Here is a 22,932-nt window from a genome sequence, read left to right as displayed (position 1 = left end):
CAGAAGGTAACGTCTGCTGCCGCTAAGTTAGTCATCGCTGGCAAAGTTTTTACGCACTTTTACCTGCGACATGCTTTCCAGGATGCGGTGATAGTTGTCGAAGCGTGATTCGTTAATCGCGCCATTATCTACCGCTTCACGAATCGCACAGCCGGGATCGGTATCGTGCTTGCAGTCGCGGAACTTGCAATGACCTAAAAACTCACGGAATTCGACAAATCCCTGGGTGATTTGTTCCGGTTCGAGGTGCCAGAGACCAAACTCACGCACGCCGGGGGAATCGATCACATCGCCGCCATGCGGGAAGTGGTACAGGCGTGCGGCGGTGGTGGTGTGCTGGCCAAGGCCAGAGATATCTGACACATCGTTGGTCAGAATCTGCTCGCTGCCGAGGTCGAGTCCGAGCAGTGCGTTCAGCAGGCTCGATTTGCCGACACCGGACTGACCGGCAAAAATACTGACGCGGTCCGTCAGGGCGTTTTCCAGTTCCTGCAAACCCTCTTTTGCGTAGCTGGACACCATCAACACGCGATAACCAATCTGGCGATAAATCGCCATCTGTTCATCGACAAAGGCGCGGCCCTCATCATCCAGCAGGTCGGTTTTGTTCAGCACCAGCAGCGGTTCAATGCCCAGCGTTTCGCTGGCGACCAGATAACGGTCGATAATATTCAGCGACAGTTCCGGCAGGATCGCCGAAACAATAATGATTTGGTCGATATTGGCGGCAATCGGTTTGATGCCGTCGTAGAAATCGGGACGTGTCAGCACTGAACGGCGTTCATGCACCGCTTCAACAATGCCTTTCACCGTCGCGCCGCCTTCAATGCCAGGACGCCAGACCACGAGGTCGCCAGTGACCAGCGAACGGATGGTGCGGCGAATGTTGCAGCGATGCACCGACCCGTCAGTATCTTCGACGTCGGCGTGCATGCCAAAGCGGCTAATCACCACGCCATCACGCGGCTCGCCAAACAGGCTGTCATCCGGTTCTGGTTTGCCTTCACGCTGTTTCAGGCGACGTTCATGGTTAGCGCTGACGCGACGTTGCTGACCTTTGGACAGTTTATTTTTGCTCACTCTTCCTCACACGACTGACCGCTGTTCGCCCCGGCTGGGCAAAACGTCTATGATACACCCTTATGCCTTATTATGACGACTTTGGTAATAGCGGGATGAATCATGAGTGGAAATGAAAATAACCTGATCTGGATCGACCTGGAGATGACTGGCCTTGATCCGGAGCGCGATCGCATTATTGAGATCGCGACCCTGGTGACTGATGCCAATCTGAATGTGCTGGCGGAAGGGCCGGTGCTGGCGGTTCATCAGAGTGATGCACAACTGGCGTTGATGGATGACTGGAATGTGCGCACCCATACCGGCAGCGGGCTGGTGGATCGCGTGAAAGCCAGCCAGCATGACGATCGTGCGGCAGAGCTGGCGACGATTGCGTTCCTGAAGCAGTGGGTGCCAGCCAATACCTCGCCAATCTGTGGTAACAGCATCGGCCAGGACCGTCGTTTCCTGTTTAAATATATGCCGGAGCTGGAAGCGTATTTCCACTACCGTTACCTGGATGTCAGCACGCTGAAAGAGCTGGCGCGCCGCTGGAAGCCTGACATCCTGCCGGGCTTTAAAAAGCAGGGCACGCATCAGGCGATGGATGATATCCGTGAATCGGTCGCTGAGCTGGCCTATTACCGCGAGCATTTCCTGCAACTGTAGTGATGCGCCACAGGCGAAAATTACATTTTTATGGCGTCAGGGTATTGCAGAGTCACGTAATACCCGTATAATGCGCACCCCGTAGCAATGAAGAATTTTCGTTGCTACGCACCCCGCGGGAATAGCTCAGTTGGTAGAGCACGACCTTGCCAAGGTCGGGGTCGCGAGTTCGAGTCTCGTTTCCCGCTCCAATTTAGGTTCTGTAGAGTTCCACTGAATTCTGCAAGCCATTGAAAACAGGGGCTTTTGCCCCTTTTTTCATTCCAGTGACGTCCACTGGAAACCGCCAACATCCGGGACTTTTAAGTCCATTTTTAAGTCCATGAATACGGATGAGGCGCTTTCCGGATTGTTGCTGGAGGAGCGAGGTCAACGAGACAAGCATCTAGTCCTGACTCATAGTTCAGGAGCTGGAGCATAGCACTCTCAGATATGGCCGCCCGGAACGCCAAGGCGACCGGCAAGGCTTACACCGTCAGCGATATCGACGGCCTCTCCCTCGCGGTCTCTCCGACCGGCGGCAAGACTTGGCATTACCGCTACTACTGGGCCGGCAAGCAGAAGCGCATGTCGCTGGGCACCTATCCGGAGGTTGGCATTCGGGAAGCGCGCACCCTTCGCGATGCGGCCCGAGCATTGTTGGCCAAGGGCATCAATCCACGAGCGGATCGCAAGCAGAAGCGCCAGGCTGTTCGGCTGGCCGACGAACACACCTTCCAGGCCGTGTTCGACAAGTGGGTCGAGCACCGCAGGCTCGTCCTCAAGGAAGGACGGCAGAGCACGCTGACGCAGATCCTTCGCATCTTCAAAAAAGACATCCTGCCCACGCTTGGGAAACGCCCCATATACGAAATTCAGCGTCCGGACCTTCTGGAGGTCGTAGCCAAGATTGAACGTCGGAAGGCGCTCAGTGTGGCGGAGAAGGTGCGTACCTGGTTCAGGCAGATGTTCCGCTACGCGCTGATCATCGTACCTGGACTGCCGCAGAACCCGGCGTTTGATCTGGATGTGGTGGCGTTGCCGATGCCGCCCGTTCGTCACAACCCGTTCCTGCGCATGGATGAGTTGCCGGCAATGCTGTCACGGCTGAGAAAGTACCACGGGCGGCTTCAGACACAGCTGGGGCTTCGACTGCTGCTCCTGACCGGCGTGCGCACGGGGGAGTTGCGGCTGGCGACACCCGATCAGTTCCATCTCGATCAAGGTCTATGGATCATCCCCCCGGAGGTCGTGAAGCAGTTGCAGCTTGAGATGCGCAAGGAGGGCAAGCGGCCCGGAGACATTCCTCCCTACATCGTTCCTCTCTCTGCGCAGGCCATGGAGATCGTTCAGCACATGCTGGAGCAGTTCAAACCTGCTCAGCGCTACCTGTTCTCACATGGCTGGGACCTGAAGAAGCGTATCAGCGAGAACACACTCAATCAGGCTCTCAAGCGCATGGGCTATACGGATCAATTGACGGGGCATGGCATTCGGGCGACGATTTCGACTGCACTGAATGAAATCGGGTATCCGAAAGTTTGGGTCGACGCGCAGCTTTCGCATTCAGATCCCGACAAGGTGAGCGCCGCCTACAACCACGCGGAATACGTGGAGCAGCGCCGACGCATGATGCAGGATTGGGCTGACCGGCTCGATCTGTTCGAACAGCATCAGGTAGAGGCCGCAAGCATGCACCTTACCGTCCATCTGGAAGGTGTTCCGGAGGTACCTGATGAAGTTCCAGGGGCAGACATCGCACCTGCCCCCATCGTATTGGTCTCGAAGCCTGGATTAGGCATGCCTACGCTGCCTGACACGGTGCACCGCCTGTCTGCGATCACTGGGCCGCGTACACCACCGGTCTTGTCGGACAGCCAGCGCGAGCAACTGGAGCGGTTGGACATCTTCAATTCGCCACACCTTCTTTCCGCAGCCGATTTTGCAAAAATGGCAGGGAAGTCACGGCGGTGGATCAGCTACGAGATCAGCGGACGCAAGGTGTTGGCGCTGAGCCTCGGCAACCTTGGGCAGCGCGTCCCGGATTGGCACTTCACGCCGCTCAAGCACAAGCTGATACAAGCGGTTCTCAAGTTTGCACGTGATGCGGACTCGTGGGAGATCTACCGTGCGCTTTCTGGGCCGCACGATGATTTCAAAGGGCTTGCACCCGTCGATGCAGTAAACGCAGAGAACCTGCACGAAGTCGTTATGGCGGTGTGTTTTTCGTTGAAGGACAGCTCAGCGATGCTCCGATTGGCGTAATAGCCTTTTGGCAAAGCCATATTGGGGCGTGGCGGATACGCTTAAAGTGAGGCCATGTAAGAACTTGCGGCGTTCAACTGCGTGACACGGACTGATCGAGCTTGCGTGCTCGCTCGATCAGTCGTTCGGCGAATGGTGAAGGCGCGTTGTGAGCGCGTAGCAAATACGTGCTCAGATCGTTTCGCGGTCCCACCAACGGTCGCATCACGATGCCTAGCTTCCGCGCTGTATCAATGCGTGATTTTCCGGCGAAGCCGATTCCATAGCCTGCAGCGACCAGAACGGCCATCAGTTCGAACGATTTCGCGTGGTCAACCACGTTGAGTTTCGACGTCACCGAGTTCAACAATTGTATGATTCGACGGCTGAGGGGCTCACAGTGCTCTGCTGACCAAAGCACCAGGGGATACTGTACGGCCTTCTCCAGCGTGATTTCCGCGAACTCCAGTAATGGTGAGAGTGCTGGAATCGCCACGGCAATCTCATCATGCCACAGCACCTCGTTTTGCAGCTCGGCCTCAACGGGCGGCGCGACAGCAAATCCAAGATCGTAGCGGCCATCCATCACCCCTCGGATCTGCTCAGAAAATAAAGTCTCGGTAAGACATATTGCCGTGCCGGGCTCCTCTGCGCGTTGCTTCGCCAACAGGTGCGTCAATGTTGCGGTGAAGGCTCCAAAGGAGACTGCGATCCGTACCGATTCAGGGGGATGCTGGCGATGCATGGCTGGCTCTCCTGTAAAGAAGGATGCGGTAGACAGTGCCAGATATTAGCGACCCGCGTTTAATTAAACGTGGTTTAGTTTATTCTCTTATTTCACGCTTTAGTAGATGCAAAAGCGTGAAATAAGGCGTGGCCGGCCGACAGGCAGTACAAGTTTCGAGGCGGAGCCAGCCAAGGCTTTTGGCATGGCGGTAAAAGCGCTGAGAACTGCGCGCGGAACGGCTCAGGAGGCACTTGGAAACAGGGCCGGAATTGAACGGGCGCACATGGGCAGAATCGAGCGGGGTGAGCACATGCCTACCCTGGCATTGATCCTGCGAATTGCCGGTGCGCTGGAATGCAGCGCAGCTGTGCTTATCGAAGAGACAGAGAAGTACCTGACGCTTGTTCGCGCAGGCGTCGTGACGAATGAGGAGCACGCTGATCGCGTGTGATACCTGTAATTTTGGGTCGTAGGTCCGAATCCTGCACAGCCCACCAAAGCATCAACGATTTAGGCGTCTCTATAGCGCTTTTTCGTGCCTAGGTAAAAATTAAGTGCCTCCACGCTCAAGCGCGTTCCTCTTTATATACGGTAAGAGACTGAGCAACCCAAGCACCGCTAGTGTGGCACCGACCCACAGTGGCGAACGCACGCCGTAGCCAGCCGCGATACCCAGCACCTTGACCTGTTTGATGAGGCTACCGGGCGGGACACGATGTCGATCTTGCACGGCAAGATCGTCGCCATCGCCAGCAGGAACACCAAGCCGATGGCCGCGACGAACCAGCTGGATATCGGCCAGCCCAGGCGCTGGTCGGTGAGGGGCGCAATCGGTACACCGGCGGCGAACGCGTTCGTCACCACCGAGGCCCGCCGGTCTTCCCCGCAAGGCTAGCGGTGATCGCTGCGCCGACGCCGGGTGCGTTGGACTCGATGTGCTGCAGAAGGACGTCGCTGCTGGCCCGTCTCAGCAGGCGTCGGAGAGGACGAAGGTGGTGTCGCGGGGCTGTTCGGCCCACCCGGCGACGCCGCCGGTCTGGAAGGCGCGTTTGATCTCGTAGAGCGAGTCCCGTTGGTAGCCCATGAGTTGGCAGGCCTTGGACACGTTGCCGAGTTGCTCGGTCAGTTGTAGCAGCGCTAGAAGGGGCGGACTGTCGGACAAATACTCAACATAAACACATCGAGCAGGTGCGCCATGAAATGCTCTCCTGGTTGGAAGAGGACGCGAACTGATTCATCCTGTCATTCCAGTAGCCGGGTTCTGCTGGTCCTGCGCATGTGAGGCAAACGCTTTGCGTGCTGCACTGATGCCATTCATACACGCCGGCACACCTGCATAGACGGCAATCTGTAGCAGGATTTCCACGATTTCGTTCCTGCTGACACCGACATTCAGTGCAGCCCGGATATGGAATTCGAGTTGCCCCGGTGCGTTGCCCATCGCCATCAGTGCAGCGACCGTGAGCATTTCGCGGGTGCGCAAGTCGATGCCTGGGCGCGAAACCACATCGGTAAAGGCGAAGCCCAGTACCAGTTCGGCAAAGTCGTCAGACAGTTCGTCTAGGTTTTTGGCGACCTTTTCGGGAGCCTGCGGGTCAAGTTGGGCAAGCAGCGCAAAGGCCCGCTCGCGCCGTTCAGAACGAGGGCTGCTCATGCGTTGACCCCTTTCATACCTTCTTCGGTATAGCGGTCTCCTGCGACTGGCGCTGCGTCGAGCGCACGCCCCAGTTCAGCCAGATCCTCTGGCTCCAGGCGCACCGATAGCGCACCCAGGTTGTCCTGCAGATGCGTCACGCGCCGCGTACCAGGAATGGGCACGATGTCATCGCCTTGAGCCAACAGCCATGCCAAAGCGATTTGTGCCGTCGTGCACGTCTTGCGCACGGCGATAGATGAAATGACATCGACCAGGGAACGGTTGGTCGTGATGTTCTCTGGCTGGAAACGCGGCAGGCTGGCGCGGAAGTCGCCTTCCTCGAAGGTCGCATCTTGCTGGAACCGACCCGTCAGAAAGCCGCGCCCCAATGGCGAATAAGCCACCAGGCCGATACCCAGTTCGCGGCAGGTTGGGAGCACCTCGGCTTCCACGTCCCGTGTCCACAACGAATATTCGGTCTGTACTGCTGCCACCGGATGCACAGCATGTGCACGCCGCAGGGTGGCCGCGCTGACTTCACACAAGCCGATGCGGGCGACCTTACCCTGCTGTACGAGTCGTGCTAGGCCCTCCATCGTTTCTTCAATCGCTTGCGCCGGATCTATTCGATGGACGTAGTACAGGTCGATCTGCTCGACGCCAAGCCGACGCAGCGAGGCTTCGCAACTTTTCTGTGCGTAATCCGGGCTGTTGTCGATGCTGCGCCGATATTCGCCGGGCCTGCGCACAACGCCAAACTTGCTTGCAATCTGTACCTTCGGTTTGCGTGTCGCAAGGAAGTGGCCTATCAACGCTTCATTGTGATGTGGGCCATATGTATCGGCGGTATCGAGGAAGTCCACGCCCATGCCGATCGCCTGATCCAGCAGATGCAGCGCCTGCTCATCGTCCCGCGGGCCATAGAACTCGCTCATGCCCATGCAGCCAAGGCCGAGGGCAGAAACCTCCAGGTCGTGTCCAAGTTTTCGTCTTTGCATTGTGCTTCCCCTTACAAGATGGGGAAAGTATGGTCTTCCAAAAATAAAATTTATATAGACAATACAGGAATCCTATTTTCCATCTTCGGAAAGCAAATGAATACTCATGTCCAATGGGATGACGCCCGTATTTTCTTGGCCATTGCGCGTGCTGGCACTTTGAGTGGTGCAGCCATCGCCCTTGAGATGGGCGTTGCCACCGTGTCACGGCGATTGGATCGCCTGGAAGCGGCGCTCGGCGTACCGCTGTTCAGTCGACATCAGAATGGCTACAGACTCTCGGATGATGGTGAAGCCCTGCAGGAACATGCTGAAGCACTGGAACATGCCGGGCAGGCTTTCGGAGAAGCCGCACAGCAACAAGAGAAAGTTGCTGGATGCGTGCGCCTTGCCACCGCGGAGAACCTGGCCAACGCGCTCATCGTCCCCTCGCTGCCGACACTGTTGCCACGCATCCTGAGTTGCGCGTGGAGATCGTCAGCGGTGTACAGACCGTGAACTTGCACCGGCGTGACGCTGATCTGGCGGTGCGGATGGTCAAACCAGAAGCGGGTAACGTTACGATCAAGCGCCTGGGCACCCTGGGGTTCGGCCTTTACGGCGCTCGTAGATACGTCGATGCACGTAGCGCCGGGGCTGATGCGGCTACCTTCGATGACGATACCTTCATTGGTTTGTCCGAGTCTCTTAGCCATCTGCCGGCCGCAAAATGGATCGGTCGGACGTTGCGGGGACGACCGTGCCAAATGGAAGCCAACACGCTGTCAGCACAGATGGCTGCCGCGACGGCAGGCATTGGATTAGCGGTACTCCCGCACTTTCTGGCCCGACAGGCGGGTCTTGTCTGCCTGTTACCCGAACTGGGGGCCGATCAGCCAATCTGGTTGGCTATCCATTCCAACCTGGCGCACTCAAGGCGTGTCAGGGCAGTCGCCGATCATTTAATCCATTTGCTCGAAGAACAACGATCAGAACTCGCCGGCCGTGTGGCCGAACGCTAGATACTTCGACCACGTTGCTTTCCAAAATCCGACGACACTCCGCCGCCGCGCGCACCGTCGTGGCGATCTGCTGTGCTAATCGCTGGTCGCTACCTGACTGGAATGGTGAACGATCCATCAGGGTACTGGTTGCACATGAATTCCACGAAGGCCCGAACCTTGGGACTTTGCAGACGACGAGATGTATGCAGAATCCAAAGCTCGGTTTCGCCGCCAGCGATCCCCCACGACACCAGCTCCCCCGTTTCCAACATGCTGCCAATGATGGACTGCGGCAGCATCGCCGCGCCAGCGCCTGAGGCAATGGCATCGCGGACCATCAGGAGCGAAGATAAGCGAAGAACAGGTTGTGGCTCGATGGTGAACTGACCATTGCGCACAGTCCAGACGTCACCGTCGCGATAGGTCGGCATCACGACGGCCGGAACCCTGAACGGCTTGTCGCGTCGCCCCTTCGGCATTTGAACCGATGGCACGGCGGCAAGGACCAGCCTGTCTTTGGCAAAGCACCTGCCGACCAACACGCTGTCCCTGTGCGGATTGATGCGGACGGCGACGTCGAAATGTTCGTCAACGAGATTGACGAAACGGTCCTCGGCCACGGCTTCGATCTGGACTTCGGGATAGCTCACCAGGAACTGAGCGGCAAGCCGTCCCAGCGCCACCTGCGAAAACAGCAGCGGTGCCGCGATACGCAGGCGGCCACGCGGCGTTGCAAGGCCGTCCCGCGCCGCGGCTACCGCTTCGGCCACCTCGTGCATCGGCCCCTCCGTTCGGCTCAGCAGCAGTTGACCGGCTTCGGTCAACTCCAGGCTATGCGCGCCTCGCTCGATGAGCCGAATCCCCAGTGCCTCTTCGAGATCGGCGACACGACGCGACAGGGTTGCCTTGGATCGGCCGCTGGCGCGGCTGGCTTTTTTATCGGCGCTAACAGAGGCATTGGTCTGGAGATCGCTCGCCAACTGGCCCAGGCCGGCGTCCACGTCATCATCGGCGCGCGCGACCCGGATCGCGGCAGGGCCGCGGTCGCCGAGCTGTCCTCGGCCGGGCTTCGTGCTCAGTTTGTGCCGTTCGATCTCAAGGATCACGGCATCATCGCGGCGGCCGCCAGAACGATCCAGGCGGAACACGGCAGACTGGACATTCTCGTCAATAATGCCGGTATCCTTGATGCGGCGGATGGCCCGCCGACCACGGGCTCTCCAGAGGCGGCCCGCATCGTCAACCTGTCCAGTTTCTTGGACTCGCTCACGCTCAACGGCGACCCGACATCGCCGTTCTACTCCGCGCGCCTGATTGGCTACAACGCATCGAAGGCGGCGTTGAACATGCTGACCGTACAGCTGGCCGAGGAGCTGCGCGGGACGCCGATCGTCATCAATTCGGTTAGCCCAGGCTACGTGAAAACCGATCTAACCGGACACACGGGCTTCATGACCCCGGAAGAGGGAGCGAAGCTCCCCGTCGAGTACGCCTTGCTGGGGGAAGGCGCGGTTTCCGGCCGCTTCGTCGAGCCGAGCGGCCAGACGCCTTGGTAAACAGTGAAACCGCCGCTGAGAGTCTTAATCGGCCGCCGGTTTCACGTTGTCGCGAACCTGCTGCAGGGCTGTGAAGATGCGCAGCACATGCTCAAGGAACAGCCCGCCTGCGCGGTCGGCCGTGTGCTAAGCATGGTTCGTGACCGTGGCGATTGCTCAATGTGCAGCTCCTCCATTGCTGGGGAAAGTGCAGTTCTTCGGCGACGGCGAGGACGCAACACAGGTAGCTAAACTCCATGTTACGCCCTCACTCCGGCAGCCAGGCCACAGGCTGAACACTTATGGACTCGCAGCAAGTCTGCAGGCGCGCCACGCCCTCCAGGAAGTGCGACGTATGCTCATGCTGGAAGAGTGCCGTAGGATCTGACCAGCGTTCCAGCAGAAAGAAGCGATGGGTCGATGGCTCTCCCTGGGCAATGCGATAGCCAAAGCAGCCTGGCTCCTGAAGGCTGGCATCACGCAACGTCAGAAGCACATTACGCACTTCCTCCGCGCGGCCTTCCGATGCTTGAAGCGTGACGATGAGCTCGACTGCCGGCATGTCATTGTCCTTGAGAATGTGCGGTGTTCGCGGGTTCGGCATTGCGGCTTACCAGCCACCATAGCGGTGCTTGCGCCAACAGCACAAGCGCCACGCCGGCCCAGGGCGTCAACGCCATTTTCCCCTGCTCAACCAGGCCACTGCCCAGCGTCTCGCCCAGGGTGATGCCCAGGTTGAACGCCGAGATATTCAGCGCCGAAGCGAAGTCCACCGCGCGCGGTGTCCAGCGCTGAGCCGTCTCCAGCATGCCAGCCTGGAAACCCGGTGACATGCCGAAAGCCAGCACGCCCCAGACGAATAGCAGCGGTACCATGGCCCATTGCCACGGCATCGTCACCGCCAGTGCCGCCAGCAGCAGCAACAAGCCCACCAGCATGCGCCGCAGCGCCACGGGCCAGCCAAGACGAGCGGCCCAGCGTCCACCTGCCAGGTTGCCGACCAGCGTCGCCACGCCGAAAACGACCAGCAGCCCGCTGGCAGTATGGGTTGAGAAGCCGCTGATGCCGGTGAGGATCGGCGTGATGAAGGTGAAGGAAGGAAAGCTTGCGGCAAAACCCAGCACAGTGACGGCCATCATCGCCAGTACCGGCGGACTGGCCAGCGCTGCCAATTGAGTACGTGCCGGGCCAGCCGTCTGTGTGGGCAACGCCGGCACCCAGCGCGCCGTCGCAAAGAATGCCAACGCGGCCAGGCCCGCCACGGCAAAGAACGGCAGACGCCAGCTCAGCGCATTGCCGATCAGGCTGCCAAGCGGGACGCCGATCACCATGGCCAGCGTCAATCCGGCGAACATGACGGCGATGGCCCGGCTGGCCTGGCCCTGGGGCGCCAGTCGAGCCGCAACGGTAGCCCCGATGGCGAAGAAGCTGCCGTGCGCCACCGCCGTCAGCATACGTCCGGCCAGCAGCACTTCATAGGTGGTGGACAAGGCCGACAGCAGATTGCCGGCCAGGAACACTGCCACCAGCGTCAGCAATATCGGCTTTCGCGGTAGCCGTGCCAGAGCGAGTACGACGATGGGCGTGCCGACCGCAAGTGCCAGCGCATAGAGGCCGACCAGGCCACCGGCGCGGGACAGCGGTACGCCGACGTCTTCGGCAATGGCCGGCAACACGCCGACCACGATGAACTCGGCCACGCCGATGGCAAACGCCGTGACCGCCAGCGCCCAAACGCCGGGGTGAGTGCGATGAGCCTGGCTCACGGTTTCCCTCCTGCCGTCACTGCCGGGCAGTCGGTGTGATCCGCCGCCGTGCCGCCGAAGACGTGGCCGGCCCCCGCGCGAGAGCGGGTCATCGCTGGCATGACCATGCGGTTGGACAGTTCCAGCGTGCCCAGGTGGTAGGAGGTAAAAAGCATTGGCGCTCACCCCCTGCCAGCAGCGGTCAGGGCAATTGCCTGATCCGCCTCAACCGTAGCGCCTGCTACGCCAACCGCGCCAATGACCCGGCCTTCCGCGTCGTGCAAGACCACACCGCCACCGAAACTGATCAGGCCGCCATTGGTCGCTTCCAGGGTATAGATCGCGCCGCCCGGCTGGGCTGCTGCGCCGAGTTCCAGACTGTCGGTGCGGAAGAGTGCTGCCGTGCGCGCTTTCTTTATGGATACGTCGATCGCACCGGGAACCGCATCGTCCATGCGCAGGAAACCGCGCAGCAAACCGGCGGCATCCACGACGGCGATATTGATGGAGAAGTGCTGTTCGCTGGCGAGCGTTTGGGCGCGTTTGATCACCGCCTTGACTGTGGATTCGGTCAGAAAAGAAGACATTTTCGAAAACTCCTTGATAGTTACTGGAGTCTTCGATGATCCCTGCGCGTGGGAAGAAAAGGAACGGGTTGAGGACGATCCGACGCTAAAGTTTGATCATATCGAACAAATCGCGCATGCACATCGTGGCCAACCTGCGCAGGACAGGTTTGCGCAGGCGATGCGCGGGGCCGGCAACCCCGAGGGCGGCCACCACGCGTCCTTGCTTGCGTAGCGGCAGTGCCAGGCAATTCAGGCCGGGCTCGGCTTCTTCGAGATCCAGCGCATAGCCTGATGCCTCGATACTTTGCAATTCGTTCTCCATCCCCGCTGGCAGCAGCCCAGCGCGCCGCAGGCTGCGCACCAGGCTTGGATCGTTGGCCAGGAATACCTTGCCGATGGCCGATGTGGTCAATCCTTCGCGACGCCCACGCGGGCTGGCCACGCGCAGGCTGCCGTTGCCCTCCACGGCGTCTATATAGAGGTACTCGCGCGTGCCGCAGGGCACTGCCAGATAGCAGGTCTCGCCACTGTGCCTGGCGAGCCCCCGCAACGCGGGGGCAAAGGCCGTGCGCAAGGCAGCATCGGCATCAGCGAGCGGCTGGGCGATCTCGCGCAGCCGCAGTCCAAGCGCATAGCGGGGGCCATGACGTGACACATATCCCAGCGCCGCCAAGGTATTGAGCAGGCCATGCAGAGTGCTCTTGCTCAAGGCCAGTTGCACCGACAGATCGACCAGACGCGCTTCACCACCGGCAGCGGCAATAGCTTCCAGCAAGGCCATCGCGCGTTCGACCGACTGGATGCGGCGGTTCTCGTCGATCATCGGCATGGCTGCATGCTCCTGTGCGGACTATGGGATATGGAGGGCAGCCAATCCCATTGCGGCGCGATGCCGTCGGGACTGGCCAGCCGCTTGTGGTGAACAGCGTGGCGATGGGGGCAAGATGAGCTTCATCCACGCGCAGTACGGTGCGCATGTAACGACTCCCCGGCTTCTGCTCAGGTCATGCGGTTAATGTAGTGCCATAGGCCGCATCCGCAGGCATCATCTTCAGGCCCGGTTGAAGAATCCAAACCAAACAACCGTACCATCCTGCATCTGATTTGCCTTGCTCATCCAGACTAGGGCGTAAACTCATAAACGCTGAATGACCGAAATGGGGTGGAAAGTGGACGGTCCAAGAATGCTGCCCTATCCCCATGTCAGTGGATCGAGTCGAAGGTAGAAGTCGAGGCGGCCGCGATCCGGACGATCAATTCCGAGACCTCCGAACAAGGCATCGAAGGCTTGGCGTGCTTGTGTTTCGGACGTCCATGCCTCACTCGCATTCGCCAGCATGAGTGCAAAGTCGACATAAGGGTCGGCTTTCCCCATGCGGCCAAGATCAATGAACCCCGTGCAACGGAGCGAGCCCGGCTCTACCATCAGGTTCGGCATGGTGGCATCGCCGTGACACACGACCATGTCGCGTGCTTCGTCTACCAAGCGTCCTGGAAGCTGGCTCTCCACCCTTGCCAGCAACGTTTCCGGCTGCACGGCCCTGTCCTCGTCTGAGAGGAAGTCCGGGTTCACCAGGCCCCGCGCGACAACGTTCCTCGCGCGCTCCATCATCGGCCCCAGCCTTCTGTCAAAGGGGCAGTGATGAGGAGCGAGACGATGCAGCGTTCCGATCATCGCTACGATGGAAGGCCAAGCGGCAGCGAGGTCGTTGCCCGATAGTTCACTGGCCGGGACGCCAGGCATTGCGCTCATCACGAGACATGTCTCAGCCTCCTGCCAGTCGAGGACACGTGGACAAGGAATGCCTTGCTGCTCAAGCCATAACAGGCGATCCCGCTCGCCCCTGAGTTCAGCCGCACGGCTCGGACCCGCCATCTTGGCGAAGGCAGCATTGTCGTTCCGGCAATACACTGCATCGCCAGACTCCCCGGCACGCACGGGTAACCATTGGGTTGGACTAAGTGACATCATGCGAGGCTTCTATTCCTTGGCGCCGCCTCCGAAAGGCAGCAGATTGCCAGGTCTGCTTTGGATTGGAATCAGAATTGCAGCTTTCATATCTGAGCAAGGTCTGATTCCAGGCTTTGCATGAGCCGATATGACCTGACTGACTTCGAGTGGCGCGCCATCCAGCCGCATCTGCCCACCAAGGTACGCGGTGTGCCGCGTGTTGATGATCGGCGTGTGCTCAACGGCATCTTCTGGGTTTTACGCTCAGGTGCGCGCTGGGCCGATCTGCCGGCTCGCTATGGTCCGCCTACCACGATTTACAACCGCTTCAACAGGTGGCGCAAAGCCGGTGTCTGGAACCGCCTGATGGACGCCATCATCAAAGCGCACGATGGCAAGGTTCAGATGATTGACACCTCGGTTGTTCGTGTCCACCAGCATGGTGCCACGGCAAAAAGGGGGATCGAGATCATTGTCTCGGTCGTTCGCGAGGCGGACTGACAACCAAGATCCATGCCCTTGTGGATGCGCAGGGCAGGCCGATCAAGCTGACGCTCACTGCAGGCCAGAAGAGCGACATCGCATCGGCGGCGGACTTGATAGCCGACCTGCCAGAGGGCGCCATGCTCTTGGCCGACAAGGGTTACGATGCCAATGCCTTGCGAGCCTCGGTGAAGGAAAAGAAGGCTTGGGCCAACATCCCGCCGAAAGCCAACTGCAAAGACCCGATCTGCTTCAGCCCGTTCCTCTATAAGGCCCGCAACCTCGTGGAGCGCTTCTTCAACAAGGTCAAGCAGTTCCGCCGCGTGGCCACCCGCTACGACAAGCTCGCCGAGAACTACCTTGCCGCCCTGAAACTCGTCTCAGCCCGCATTTGGCTGCGCGGTAATGAGTCTACGTCCTAAATCACAGTTTGACAAGTAAGTTCGGCACTGTCGAATATTTATGGGCGTATTTCGCTTTTGATTTATAAAATCCTTCAGAAAGAGGAAAATTAGTTTTAATGAAAGGACGTGCCTCATCTACGACACAGGCATGAGCCTTATCATGGGCAGCAGAGGTATATCTGCTGTCCACATTTACTTTAATTTCTTCCCTCGTTTCTCAGATATCCTGTAACCCCCGGGGTTGTCATCCGACTTTTCAGCAGCTATACCATGAAAACTACTAATAGCGATTGGGGAGCTAGTACCCCTTGCTACAGATTGATACCGGACGACAAACCTCCCGTCTGACCTGTGCATCAGAGCTGAGAAATACCACCATCGACGACAATCTCTGCCCCGAGAACATACGAAGAATCGTCGCTGGCAAGGTAAAGCGCTGCCGCAGCAATATCCTCTGCCTGACCCATCCGTCCCACAGGGATCTGAGCTGCCATCTGATCTTTAAAGTCTGCAAGCTGCTCCGGGGTTCGGTGCCTGCTAATCAACGGGGTGTCGATGCTCCCCGGACTGATAGCGTTCACCCGAATCTGACGATCCAGTAATTCGCGGGACCAGCTGCGAGCCAGCGAACGCAGAGCAGCCTTGGATGCGGCGAGAAGTGAGATTCCGGGTCTGCCGACATGAATGATAAAAGACGTCGTTAAAATTACCGAGGCACCTTTATTCAGAATCGGAGCAATTGCCTGCATAGAAAAGAAGACGCCTTTCACATTGATACCCATAATCTCATCGTAGCGGCGTTCATCCGTTGTAGCCAGCGGCGTGCCATACGCGATACCGGCATTGGCAAAAAAGATATCAAGCCCGCCAAAGATTTCGCTGATTCTATGGCTTGTAACCCGCATGTCTTCGACAGAACCTGCATCAGCAGAAAGAACGACTGCGTTTTTGCCTAGTATGCTTTGAACCTCATCGAATTTGCTGGTGTCACGGCCAGTAACAACGACGCGTGCGCCTTCACGGACGAAAAGCAGTGCAGTAGCAAGACCAATGCCACTGGTGCCCCCGGTTATCAGCGCGGTCTTTCCATTAAGTCTCATACCATCCCCTTAAGACAGATGTTTTTGGTTAATCAGGAATTCGTAATAGTTCCTAAATTGTGAGTCAGTCAGGATTCTGTTGCGCGACCCGACTAATACGCTGCTTAGCATCTGTGAGCGTATTTGCCATTCGGGTAAGAACCAATTCATGGATAGAAGATGGAGCGGATTCGGGTAGGCCTGCGTTGAAGGGCGGTTCAGGGGCATACTCAAGCAACAATTGTATGGACTGTGCTATGTCCGCCCCTCGTAATTCCGAGATCAACGTGAGCGCAAAATCGATTCCTGCTGTGACGCCCCCACTGGTGATCACATTGCCATCGCGTACCACGCGCCTGTCATCGGCGATTGCTCCAAATAACATAAGCATATCGCGCCAGGCCCAGTGGCAGGCCGCACGGCGTCCCTCCAGCAGGCCTGCTGCAGCAAGGATGAGTGAACCGGTGCAGACGGACGTCAGATATTTTGCGTTGCTGCCAAGTCGTTGAATAACAGCAAGAAATTGCAGGTCTTCGATTGCCGATACACAACCTGCACCGCCAGGGACACACAAGATATCGCACTGCTTAATCGCTTCAAGGCAGGTTAACTCACCGAAGGTTAACCCGTGTGACTTAACAGGTAAGCCATCCAGTGAAGCAACGATTATCTCTACGTCCGGAACGATGCTTAACATCTGATGCGGACCGGTAAAATCGAGGTGCGTAACACCCTCGTAGAGCGGGATAACTACGGTAGTCATTTTAGGCTGCCTCGTGGATTGAGTTTGCTTATTGAACAGCCTCAATGATGGCGCTATGCCTGAATTGCGTAAAGGACATAGATCCCTTAAAATAGGTCATCATGCATACTGTGGGTTTTTATATTTATCCCGGTCACCAGATTCTTGACCTTGCCGGTCCATTCGGCGCATTTGAATCTGTGACGCTTATTCTGGGACACTCTTTCTATGAACTCAGCACCCTGTCGCGTGCCGGGGGAATGGTGTGCGGAAGCGGTGGTCTTCCGGTTGAGACCCGCCAGGCAACCGCAGCAGAGATAGACACGCTGATTGTCGTCGGCGGTGATACTGTCACCATGCTTGATAGCTGTGAGGTAGAGGTGGTCGCAGCACTCGCTGGCCGGACTACGCGTGTCGCCAGCGTCTGCACCGGAGCATTCCTTCTCGCCAAAATGGGTTTGCTTGACGGCAGGCGGGCAACCACTCACTGGCGTATGGCTCACCGGTTGCAGCAGGAATATCCTGCCGTGAAAGTTGAATCTGACCGGATTTTCACTGTGGACCGTGGGATCTGGACATCGGCCGGAGTGACTGCTGGTATAGACTTGGCGCTGGCATTAATAGAGGCCGACCTTGGCGTCGATGTGGCGCGCAGGGTGGCCAGTGAGCTCGTTGTCTATCATCGCCGATCAGGCGGTCAGTCGCAGTTCTCTCCAATGTCATTGATGGATCCTGAAACCGACCGTATGCGTATGGCATTAAGCTATATGCGTGACCACCTTCACGAACCGCTATCGATCGAAAGGATTGCGGAGGCCGTCAATCTTAGTCCTCGCCAGTTCGGGCGTAACTTTCGTCGGGAAACTGGTGAAACTCCTGCCCGGGCGGTAGAACGTCTGCGCAGCGAAGCAGCTATGGTGCGGTTGCAAGCGGGCTCCGAGCCTATAGAGTGGATCGCCGGCGCGGTGGGCTTCGGTGACCCGGAACGGATGCGACGGGCTTTCATAAAGATTTATGGCAAGCCACCGCAGGCTGTTCGTCGTGCTGACAAGTCAGGAAGGAATTAGAGGGCCAGCGGCGTGCCATGCCGCTGGCTTTAGTATTTTTTGTCCGAAGAAAATACGAGGAAATATGCTTCCAAATTACCATTGATTAGAAAGAAAAACTCACTGCGAGATACCAGTCCTACAAGCGTCAGTTACCCCCTACGCTTCTGGACGGAAACTTGGTCTATAGCTACAACAATATTGTAGCCTTGCATTGTGTTGTCCTGCACCACTTCCACGGTGCCCTGAAACGCCGGCGGACGCTCATTTCCCCCTCATATCATCGGTGCCCGTATGGAAGTAGACAAAGCGGATGGAGCGGGCACAGGTATCTCGCCAGCAGCTGGGTGAAATTGCCAACTACAACGTTGATGTTCTATATGATATGATCATAGTCTATTTTCGGCAAATATTCAGAAATGAGGAAGGCAATGGCTTGGGATACAGAAGGCACCAAGCGCAGGATTCTGGAAGCAGCTGCTATTCAATTCGCGGAACGAGGAGTGGATGCTGCAACCATTGAGCAGATCGCGAAGACCGCAGGTATCAACAAAGAACGGATTTATAAATATTTCGGGGACAAGAAATCACTCTTCAGGACGGTGTTGGGTGAAGAGCTCCGGAAGGTTGCTCAGGCGGTGCCAATTGAATCGATAACTGTTGAAGGCATCGGCGAGTATGCGGGCCACGCCTATGACTACCATCTCTCACATCCGGAACTGAACCGGCTTCTTCGCTGGGAGGGCATGATGTTGGATGGAGACATACCGGACGAAACATTACGTCGTGACTTTTACGCCGAAAAAATCCGGGCAATTGAGATGGGACAAAAAGCTGGGTTATTCACTCAGGCTTTTGATGCTGATCACCTTGCTTTCATGATTCTCGGGTTGGCCGGGTGGTGGGCCGCAATGCCCCAGGTAGCGAGAATGTTTGCCGGGGCTGAGGACGAACAAGAGCATATCCGTCGCCGAGCCGCTGTTGTGCAGGCTGCTCGTCGCCTTGCCCTTGCCTCGTAGCTCTCCGTGTGACGTCGCGCGACCCGACAGGTAAGCATATCCTCTAGAATGGCCCATCAGAGCGTTGGTGGGTTTCAAGTCGGCATTGTCCCCCTATCATGAACGGTCGATAGTAATGGCAACGCCCTGGCCGCCGCCGACGCAGAGTGTCGCGAGGCCTTTATTCAGGCTGCGGCGCCGCAGTTCATGTATCAACGTGACAAGTATTCGCGCCCCTGCAGCCCCAATGGGGTGACCCAGCGCAATTGCTCCTCCGTTGACGTTTATCTTGCTGGTATCCCACCCAAGTTCTTTATTAACGGCCAGAGCTTGCGCCGCGAACGCCTCGTTAGCTTCGATCAAATCGAGTTCTTCAATCTTCCAGCCAGCGCGTGCCAAGGCCAGCCGAGTGGCCGGCACAGGGCCAATGCCCATGATGGCGGGGTCAACCCCTACGCTGGCATAGGTTCGGATGGTTGCGAGCACTGGTAGCCGCAGTTGCGCTGCTTTCTCTGCGCTAGCAACCAGAACTATGGCGGCACCATCATTCAGTGTTGATGAGTTGCCCGCTGTAACCGTTCCTTCTCCTAACTTCCGGAAGGCGGGCTTTAGAAGAGCCAGCTTTTCAATGGTAGTGTCGGGACGTGGTTGTTCATCGATATCAAAGCTCCTGTCTTTCTGGCCTTTCCGAGAGACAGTTATGGGGACGATCTCATCTATGAACCGGCCTGCAGTGATGGCGTTAATTGCTTTCTGCTGAGAGGAACGTGCGTAAGCATCCTGCTCTTCACGGCTGATGCAGTAGCGTTCGGCGAGATTCTCCGCAGTGATGCCCATATGATACCGGTGGAAAGCATCCCATAGCCCGTCCAGAAGCAGGCTATCTTTCACTTCACCATGCCCGATTCGAAGGCCTGTGCGCGATCCTGGTAAAAGGTACGGTGCCAGGCTCATGCTTTCCTGCCCCCCGGCGAGAACGAGATCCGCATCTCCATTCCCTATGGCCTGAGCGGCCAGTTGAACGGCCTTGAGTGCCGAACCGCATACTTTGTTGATGGTCAATGCCGGAACGGTATGAGGTAATCCTCCTCCGATTGCGGCTTGACGCGCAGGATTTTGCCCGCAACCTGCCATCAGCACCTGCCCGAGAATAACTTCGTCAATTTGGCTCGGGTCAACACCAGTATTTCTTAAAATACTACTTATCACTGCCGCCCCTAACTGGTGCGCAGGGATGCCCGACAAACTACCTTGAAAGGACCCAACCGCCGTTCGTTCAGCCGCCAGGATAACAACGTCTTTGCACTTTCCCATTTCGCCCCCCTAACTATCAGGCATGACCGAGCAAGCGTGTTGTGGACTTCGCACGGTTTGTGTTGGCCCATAGTGAGGAACAGCCAGCCTCATACAAGCACGAATGCAAAAAATAGCTCGTCAACCGCACAGACATCTCTGTAGCTGATAAATGCTCGCGAGCATTCTCTAATGGGATGTCAGTTGAACTCCTTGCAGCTCGCCAGGGAGCCGATGAGTTACAGAACAGGAAATTCTGGTATTGCAAATGATGCTGACGATATCGGCACGGCGCCAATCGCCATCCTGTTTCGTATATTTTCTCGCGTTTTCGAGCTTCGTAAATATGGGCTGCGGCAACTGTGTTGAGCGCGATATTTCCTGAGAAAATGTGATTGAAGTACGCTTCATCCAAAGTGTGTTGCTTTTCGCGCGATCAACACCATCCAGGTTGTATAGCAACGCCTGCCCCAGTTGAAGTGAAGCGGCAAAGCAACTGGATACCGACCATGTTTCTCCCGTACAGATAGAAAGGGGGGTTACGATCGCCGAGCCGGCAGGTTCTTCATCATCGATATGGATCATCACATCAGAGACCTCAATGATCTGTTTCCCTTGTGATATCGCAGGAAGCCCCGTGACTGACGTCGGCACAAAGAATATTTCCACCGCCATATTCGCAATAGATAGCTCCAGCACATGGTTTTCGGTACGGCCCCAGGATGCCTTGCCGGAAATCTCGATAGCATCCAAAGCAGTTTCAACCGGTTTGTTGCCGGCAACGATGTTGAGCTTACGAATGGACCCGGTGCAAATCCTGCTATCTGGCTGGGTGTTGGCAAGGAATTGCCTCAGACACTCTATGGACAGTTCGATTACATCAATTGTGCTCAGGTGTGGTGTCTGATGGCTCGTTCCCTTCTGTGACCACACTTCGGGAAGTATGACCTGGCCGAGGCAAGTGAAGTTTAGTGGATCAGAGCCTCCAGCCCATTGGAAATTGGCGACTATCTGATCTGTTCGTAAATATCCATCCCCGAAATAACGGGATTTCCTGACACCCAGGAATTCATCAATCTCTTTATAGTATGCCAATTCCATAACAGCCTCCGATATTAGACCTTGTCAATGGATGCGGATTTAAAGAATAAGAGTTTTGTATTCTCTCTGTGCGATATCGATGGCTTGTGCAGCATCCATTACTGGCCTTCTGCCGGTAATTTCTGCAATGCGAGTAATGCGTTCCTCCATCGTTCCACCGACGATTACATATTTGATTCCAAGTTCATCGAAGGTATCTTTTAACAAAGCATCTGATGCTGAGCGAAATTGTTCATTTACCGGCCGGTGACCATCCTTTGCCAACGGCAATTCATTTGGAAGATGAATAAACAGATCAAATGAATTTCGTACATGCCGTTTGAATAGTTTTCCAAGCTCCGTCATTACCTGTTCGAAGTAGACCAGCTCTGGTGTTTTTTCCGCAGCTTCGCCCGGAGCCAAACTGATGGTCTCATTGGGATTGATGCCATATTTCACACGCACACTCCCATAGATCCATTCCTGCAATGAACAACCGTCAGAAACGAAGTCTGATGACTTAAGGTGCTCATGAAGTACGCGTTCCGTATGACGGGTAACAATCATCTGAATCAGTTGCGCGGAAGTGACTTCCTCCAATGTTTTTCCTGGCGCTGCTTCCGGGAGAATTTCCCGCATTGTTCTTGCCTCTGTTCGAGGAAGAGCCAGGAAGTGGCTGACGACAAGTGATGTCAGAGTTTTTCCGGATGAATAGGTGCCAGTTATGCCCAAGCGCATATATAATATCCTCATATAAATTAGCTAAGGTCCCATACCGTTTAATATTGAGTATGAAATTCCTGATGAAATTTAGATCCGCAGTCATGCTGGATCATGTTTGAAATAGTAAATACTGAACTCGCGGTAAGTTATTTCCCGCCGGAAATCAGAATGTTGATTGTTTGACACTACAATTAATCTGAATCTGCATGCGTATTTATTGAAAGAAAAGCTTTTCTTGGGTTATTCGATAATTAATTCTTCGCCCAGTTGATCGCCAGATCTCTAGCGTTATTTTCTGCGTTGGCTTTTGTTGTCGCAAAATCTGAATTCACGACGGTTGGGGCTACATGGATATTCTCCATATCATCAATGCCAATAAAATTGAGCCAATCTTCAAGATAAGGGGTCGCAAAGTCAGTGCCAAAGCCTGCGGGGATTTCGTTGTAGTAAACGCCGCTGGCGTGAACAACCAACGCCTTCTTGCCTGTCAGCAGGCCAGAATAGCCTTTCTCAGGGTCGAACCCGAAAGTCCAGCCGGGTTGGGTAACCACATCGATAAATTGTTTAAGTTTATAGGGAATGCCGTTATTCCACAGAGGTACGTTGAAGACGAGAATATCGGCGGATGCAAATCGATCAAAAACTTGTTTTGTGCGTTCCCATACCTGCTTTTGGTCTTCGGTGAAATTACCGCCGGAAAACAATGCCATCTTCGCACCGACAGCCAATCCATCGAATTCCGGTAGATCATCTGTGAAAATATTGAATATATCTATTTCCAAGTTGGTATTTTTATTTAGCTCTTCAATGAAGAGCTTGGCTACGGTGAGGGATTGACTGTCGGCTTCCCGTGTTGACGCATTGATATGTAGTAATTTCATAATTATTTCCTTAATTTAACGGTTGGTGATTGGCGGATTCAAGTTCGAAGTGCAACGCTAAGCCGCCTGTCTTAACTCTGCAAAGACCACTGAAGGCTGCCGGAACCC

25 protein-coding genes, 1 tRNA gene and 1 pseudogene are annotated in these 22,932 nt (G+C 56.4%); 10 read left to right on the top strand and 17 right to left on the bottom strand.

Annotated features, from left to right (window positions below; all coding sequences use genetic code 11):
- Positions 1-27: 27 nt before the first annotated feature.
- Positions 28-1,080: a small ribosomal subunit biogenesis GTPase RsgA gene (rsgA, locus tag ACSZO1_RS09505; RefSeq protein ID WP_437611873.1), complete on the bottom strand. Its 1,053-nt coding sequence runs from the start codon at positions 1,078-1,080 to the stop codon at positions 28-30.
- A 102-nt stretch (positions 1,081-1,182) separates the two neighbouring features.
- On the opposite strand from rsgA, the gene orn reads away from it, so the two are divergent.
- From orn to ACSZO1_RS09490, 3 genes are all read left to right on the top strand, one after another.
- Positions 1,183-1,728, top strand: a complete 546-nt coding sequence (orn, locus tag ACSZO1_RS09500) for an oligoribonuclease (protein ID WP_437611871.1) — start codon at positions 1,183-1,185, stop codon at positions 1,726-1,728.
- Positions 1,729-1,843: 115 nt separating this feature from the next.
- Positions 1,844-1,919 (top strand) — tRNA-Gly (locus ACSZO1_RS09495).
- A 241-nt stretch (positions 1,920-2,160) separates the two neighbouring features.
- Positions 2,161-3,972, top strand: a complete 1,812-nt coding sequence (locus tag ACSZO1_RS09490; protein WP_437611869.1) for a tyrosine-type recombinase/integrase — start codon at positions 2,161-2,163, stop codon at positions 3,970-3,972.
- A 73-nt stretch (positions 3,973-4,045) separates the two neighbouring features.
- On the opposite strand, the gene ACSZO1_RS09485 is transcribed toward ACSZO1_RS09490, so the two are convergent.
- Complete coding sequence (locus ACSZO1_RS09485; RefSeq protein ID WP_437611867.1) at positions 4,046-4,696, bottom strand: LysR family substrate-binding domain-containing protein; 651 nt, start codon at positions 4,694-4,696, stop codon at positions 4,046-4,048.
- 184 nt (positions 4,697-4,880) lie between these two features.
- On the opposite strand from ACSZO1_RS09485, the gene ACSZO1_RS09480 reads away from it, so the two are divergent.
- Positions 4,881-5,129 (top strand): helix-turn-helix domain-containing protein, encoded by a 249-nt coding sequence (locus ACSZO1_RS09480; protein ID WP_437611865.1) that lies wholly within the window; start codon positions 4,881-4,883, stop codon positions 5,127-5,129.
- 264 nt (positions 5,130-5,393) lie between these two features.
- Entirely contained in the window at positions 5,394-5,573 is a 180-nt protein-coding gene (locus ACSZO1_RS09475) for a hypothetical protein (protein ID WP_437611863.1), read from the top strand.
- Positions 5,574-5,645: 72 nt separating this feature from the next.
- Here ACSZO1_RS09475 and ACSZO1_RS09470 read toward each other — a convergent pair whose 3' ends face one another.
- The 3 genes from ACSZO1_RS09470 to ACSZO1_RS09460 all read right to left on the bottom strand — a co-directional run bounded on the left by ACSZO1_RS09470 (position 5,646) and on the right by ACSZO1_RS09460 (position 7,312).
- Complete coding sequence (locus ACSZO1_RS09470; protein WP_437611861.1) at positions 5,646-5,840, bottom strand: helix-turn-helix domain-containing protein; 195 nt, start codon at positions 5,838-5,840, stop codon at positions 5,646-5,648.
- A 72-nt stretch (positions 5,841-5,912) separates the two neighbouring features.
- Positions 5,913-6,332, bottom strand: coding sequence for a carboxymuconolactone decarboxylase family protein (locus tag ACSZO1_RS09465; RefSeq protein ID WP_437611860.1), 420 nt, complete (start codon positions 6,330-6,332; stop codon positions 5,913-5,915).
- Positions 6,329-7,312: an aldo/keto reductase gene (locus ACSZO1_RS09460; protein WP_437611858.1), complete on the bottom strand. Its 984-nt coding sequence runs from the start codon at positions 7,310-7,312 to the stop codon at positions 6,329-6,331. Before ACSZO1_RS09460 ends, ACSZO1_RS09465 begins: the two co-directional genes overlap by 4 nt.
- Before the next feature lie 96 nt (positions 7,313-7,408).
- On the opposite strand from ACSZO1_RS09460, the pseudogene ACSZO1_RS09455 reads away from it, so the two are divergent.
- Positions 7,409-8,313, top strand: a pseudogene (locus ACSZO1_RS09455) (LysR family transcriptional regulator).
- Between the two features lie 89 nt (positions 8,314-8,402).
- Here ACSZO1_RS09455 and ACSZO1_RS09450 read toward each other — a convergent pair.
- Complete coding sequence (locus ACSZO1_RS09450) at positions 8,403-9,194, bottom strand: LysR family transcriptional regulator (RefSeq protein WP_437611900.1); 792 nt, start codon at positions 9,192-9,194, stop codon at positions 8,403-8,405.
- On the opposite strand from ACSZO1_RS09450, the gene ACSZO1_RS09445 reads away from it, so the two are divergent.
- Positions 9,102-9,851, top strand: a complete 750-nt coding sequence (locus ACSZO1_RS09445) for an SDR family NAD(P)-dependent oxidoreductase (RefSeq protein WP_437611856.1) — start codon at positions 9,102-9,104, stop codon at positions 9,849-9,851. The genes ACSZO1_RS09450 and ACSZO1_RS09445 overlap by 93 nt on opposite strands.
- A 247-nt stretch (positions 9,852-10,098) precedes the next feature.
- On the opposite strand, the gene ACSZO1_RS09440 is transcribed toward ACSZO1_RS09445, so the two are convergent.
- The 5 genes from ACSZO1_RS09440 to ACSZO1_RS09420 form a co-directional block, all read right to left on the bottom strand.
- Positions 10,099-10,392: a putative quinol monooxygenase gene (locus tag ACSZO1_RS09440; protein WP_437611854.1), complete on the bottom strand. Its 294-nt coding sequence runs from the start codon at positions 10,390-10,392 to the stop codon at positions 10,099-10,101.
- A 1-nt stretch (position 10,393) separates the two neighbouring features.
- Entirely contained in the window at positions 10,394-11,596 is a 1,203-nt protein-coding gene (locus tag ACSZO1_RS09435) for an MFS transporter (RefSeq protein ID WP_437611852.1), read from the bottom strand.
- A gap of 161 nt (positions 11,597-11,757) precedes the next feature.
- Positions 11,758-12,162, bottom strand: a complete 405-nt coding sequence (locus ACSZO1_RS09430) for a GlcG/HbpS family heme-binding protein (RefSeq protein WP_437611850.1) — start codon at positions 12,160-12,162, stop codon at positions 11,758-11,760.
- 85 nt (positions 12,163-12,247) lie between these two features.
- Complete coding sequence (locus tag ACSZO1_RS09425) at positions 12,248-12,973, bottom strand: IclR family transcriptional regulator (RefSeq protein ID WP_437611848.1); 726 nt, start codon at positions 12,971-12,973, stop codon at positions 12,248-12,250.
- A gap of 363 nt (positions 12,974-13,336) precedes the next feature.
- Entirely contained in the window at positions 13,337-14,116 is a 780-nt protein-coding gene (locus ACSZO1_RS09420; RefSeq protein WP_437611846.1) for an APH(3'') family aminoglycoside O-phosphotransferase, read from the bottom strand.
- A 117-nt stretch (positions 14,117-14,233) separates the two neighbouring features.
- Here ACSZO1_RS09420 and ACSZO1_RS09415 point away from each other — a divergent pair.
- Positions 14,234-15,000, top strand: a protein-coding gene (locus tag ACSZO1_RS09415) for an IS5 family transposase (RefSeq protein WP_437611844.1) whose coding sequence is annotated in 2 segments (ribosomal slippage) — positions 14,234-14,546 and positions 14,546-15,000 — 768 coding nt in all. Because the reading frame shifts where the segments join, the coding sequence is not laid out codon by codon here.
- A gap of 338 nt (positions 15,001-15,338) precedes the next feature.
- On the opposite strand, the gene ACSZO1_RS09410 is transcribed toward ACSZO1_RS09415, so the two are convergent.
- Both ACSZO1_RS09410 and ACSZO1_RS09405 read right to left on the bottom strand, forming a co-directional pair.
- Entirely contained in the window at positions 15,339-16,082 is a 744-nt protein-coding gene (locus ACSZO1_RS09410; protein WP_437611842.1) for an SDR family oxidoreductase, read from the bottom strand.
- Positions 16,083-16,146: 64 nt separating this feature from the next.
- Entirely contained in the window at positions 16,147-16,824 is a 678-nt protein-coding gene (locus ACSZO1_RS09405; RefSeq protein WP_437611840.1) for a DJ-1/PfpI family protein, read from the bottom strand.
- Between the two features lie 101 nt (positions 16,825-16,925).
- Between ACSZO1_RS09405 and ACSZO1_RS09400 the strand changes: the two genes are divergently transcribed.
- Together ACSZO1_RS09400 and ACSZO1_RS09395 are read left to right on the top strand one after the other, a co-directional pair.
- Complete coding sequence (locus ACSZO1_RS09400; protein ID WP_437611838.1) at positions 16,926-17,870, top strand: GlxA family transcriptional regulator; 945 nt, start codon at positions 16,926-16,928, stop codon at positions 17,868-17,870.
- Between the two features lie 410 nt (positions 17,871-18,280).
- On the top strand, positions 18,281-18,868 hold the full coding sequence (locus tag ACSZO1_RS09395) for a TetR family transcriptional regulator (RefSeq protein ID WP_437611836.1): 588 nt from the start codon (positions 18,281-18,283) through the stop codon (positions 18,866-18,868).
- A gap of 96 nt (positions 18,869-18,964) precedes the next feature.
- Here ACSZO1_RS09395 and ACSZO1_RS09390 read toward each other — a convergent pair whose 3' ends face one another.
- From ACSZO1_RS09390 to ACSZO1_RS09375, 4 genes are all read right to left on the bottom strand, one after another.
- On the bottom strand, positions 18,965-20,161 hold the full coding sequence (locus tag ACSZO1_RS09390; protein ID WP_437611834.1) for an acetyl-CoA C-acetyltransferase: 1,197 nt from the start codon (positions 20,159-20,161) through the stop codon (positions 18,965-18,967).
- A 168-nt stretch (positions 20,162-20,329) separates the two neighbouring features.
- Positions 20,330-21,241 carry an AvrD family protein gene (locus ACSZO1_RS09385; RefSeq protein ID WP_437611832.1) on the bottom strand — a complete coding sequence of 304 codons (912 nt, stop codon included), beginning with the start codon at positions 21,239-21,241 and terminating at the stop codon, positions 20,330-20,332.
- A gap of 39 nt (positions 21,242-21,280) precedes the next feature.
- Positions 21,281-21,958, bottom strand: a complete 678-nt coding sequence (locus ACSZO1_RS09380) for an AAA family ATPase (protein ID WP_437611830.1) — start codon at positions 21,956-21,958, stop codon at positions 21,281-21,283.
- A 236-nt stretch (positions 21,959-22,194) separates the two neighbouring features.
- Positions 22,195-22,824, bottom strand: coding sequence for an FMN-dependent NADH-azoreductase (locus ACSZO1_RS09375; protein WP_437611828.1), 630 nt, complete (start codon positions 22,822-22,824; stop codon positions 22,195-22,197).
- Between the last annotated feature and the right edge of the window lie 108 nt (positions 22,825-22,932).

Origin of the sequence: Erwinia sp. V71 (assembly GCF_965644245.1) — a bacterium.
Taxonomy (GTDB): domain Bacteria; phylum Pseudomonadota; class Gammaproteobacteria; order Enterobacterales; family Enterobacteriaceae; genus Erwinia.
Note: the sequence above shows the minus strand (reverse complement) of the source record. Positions and strands in the feature narration are given on the sequence as shown.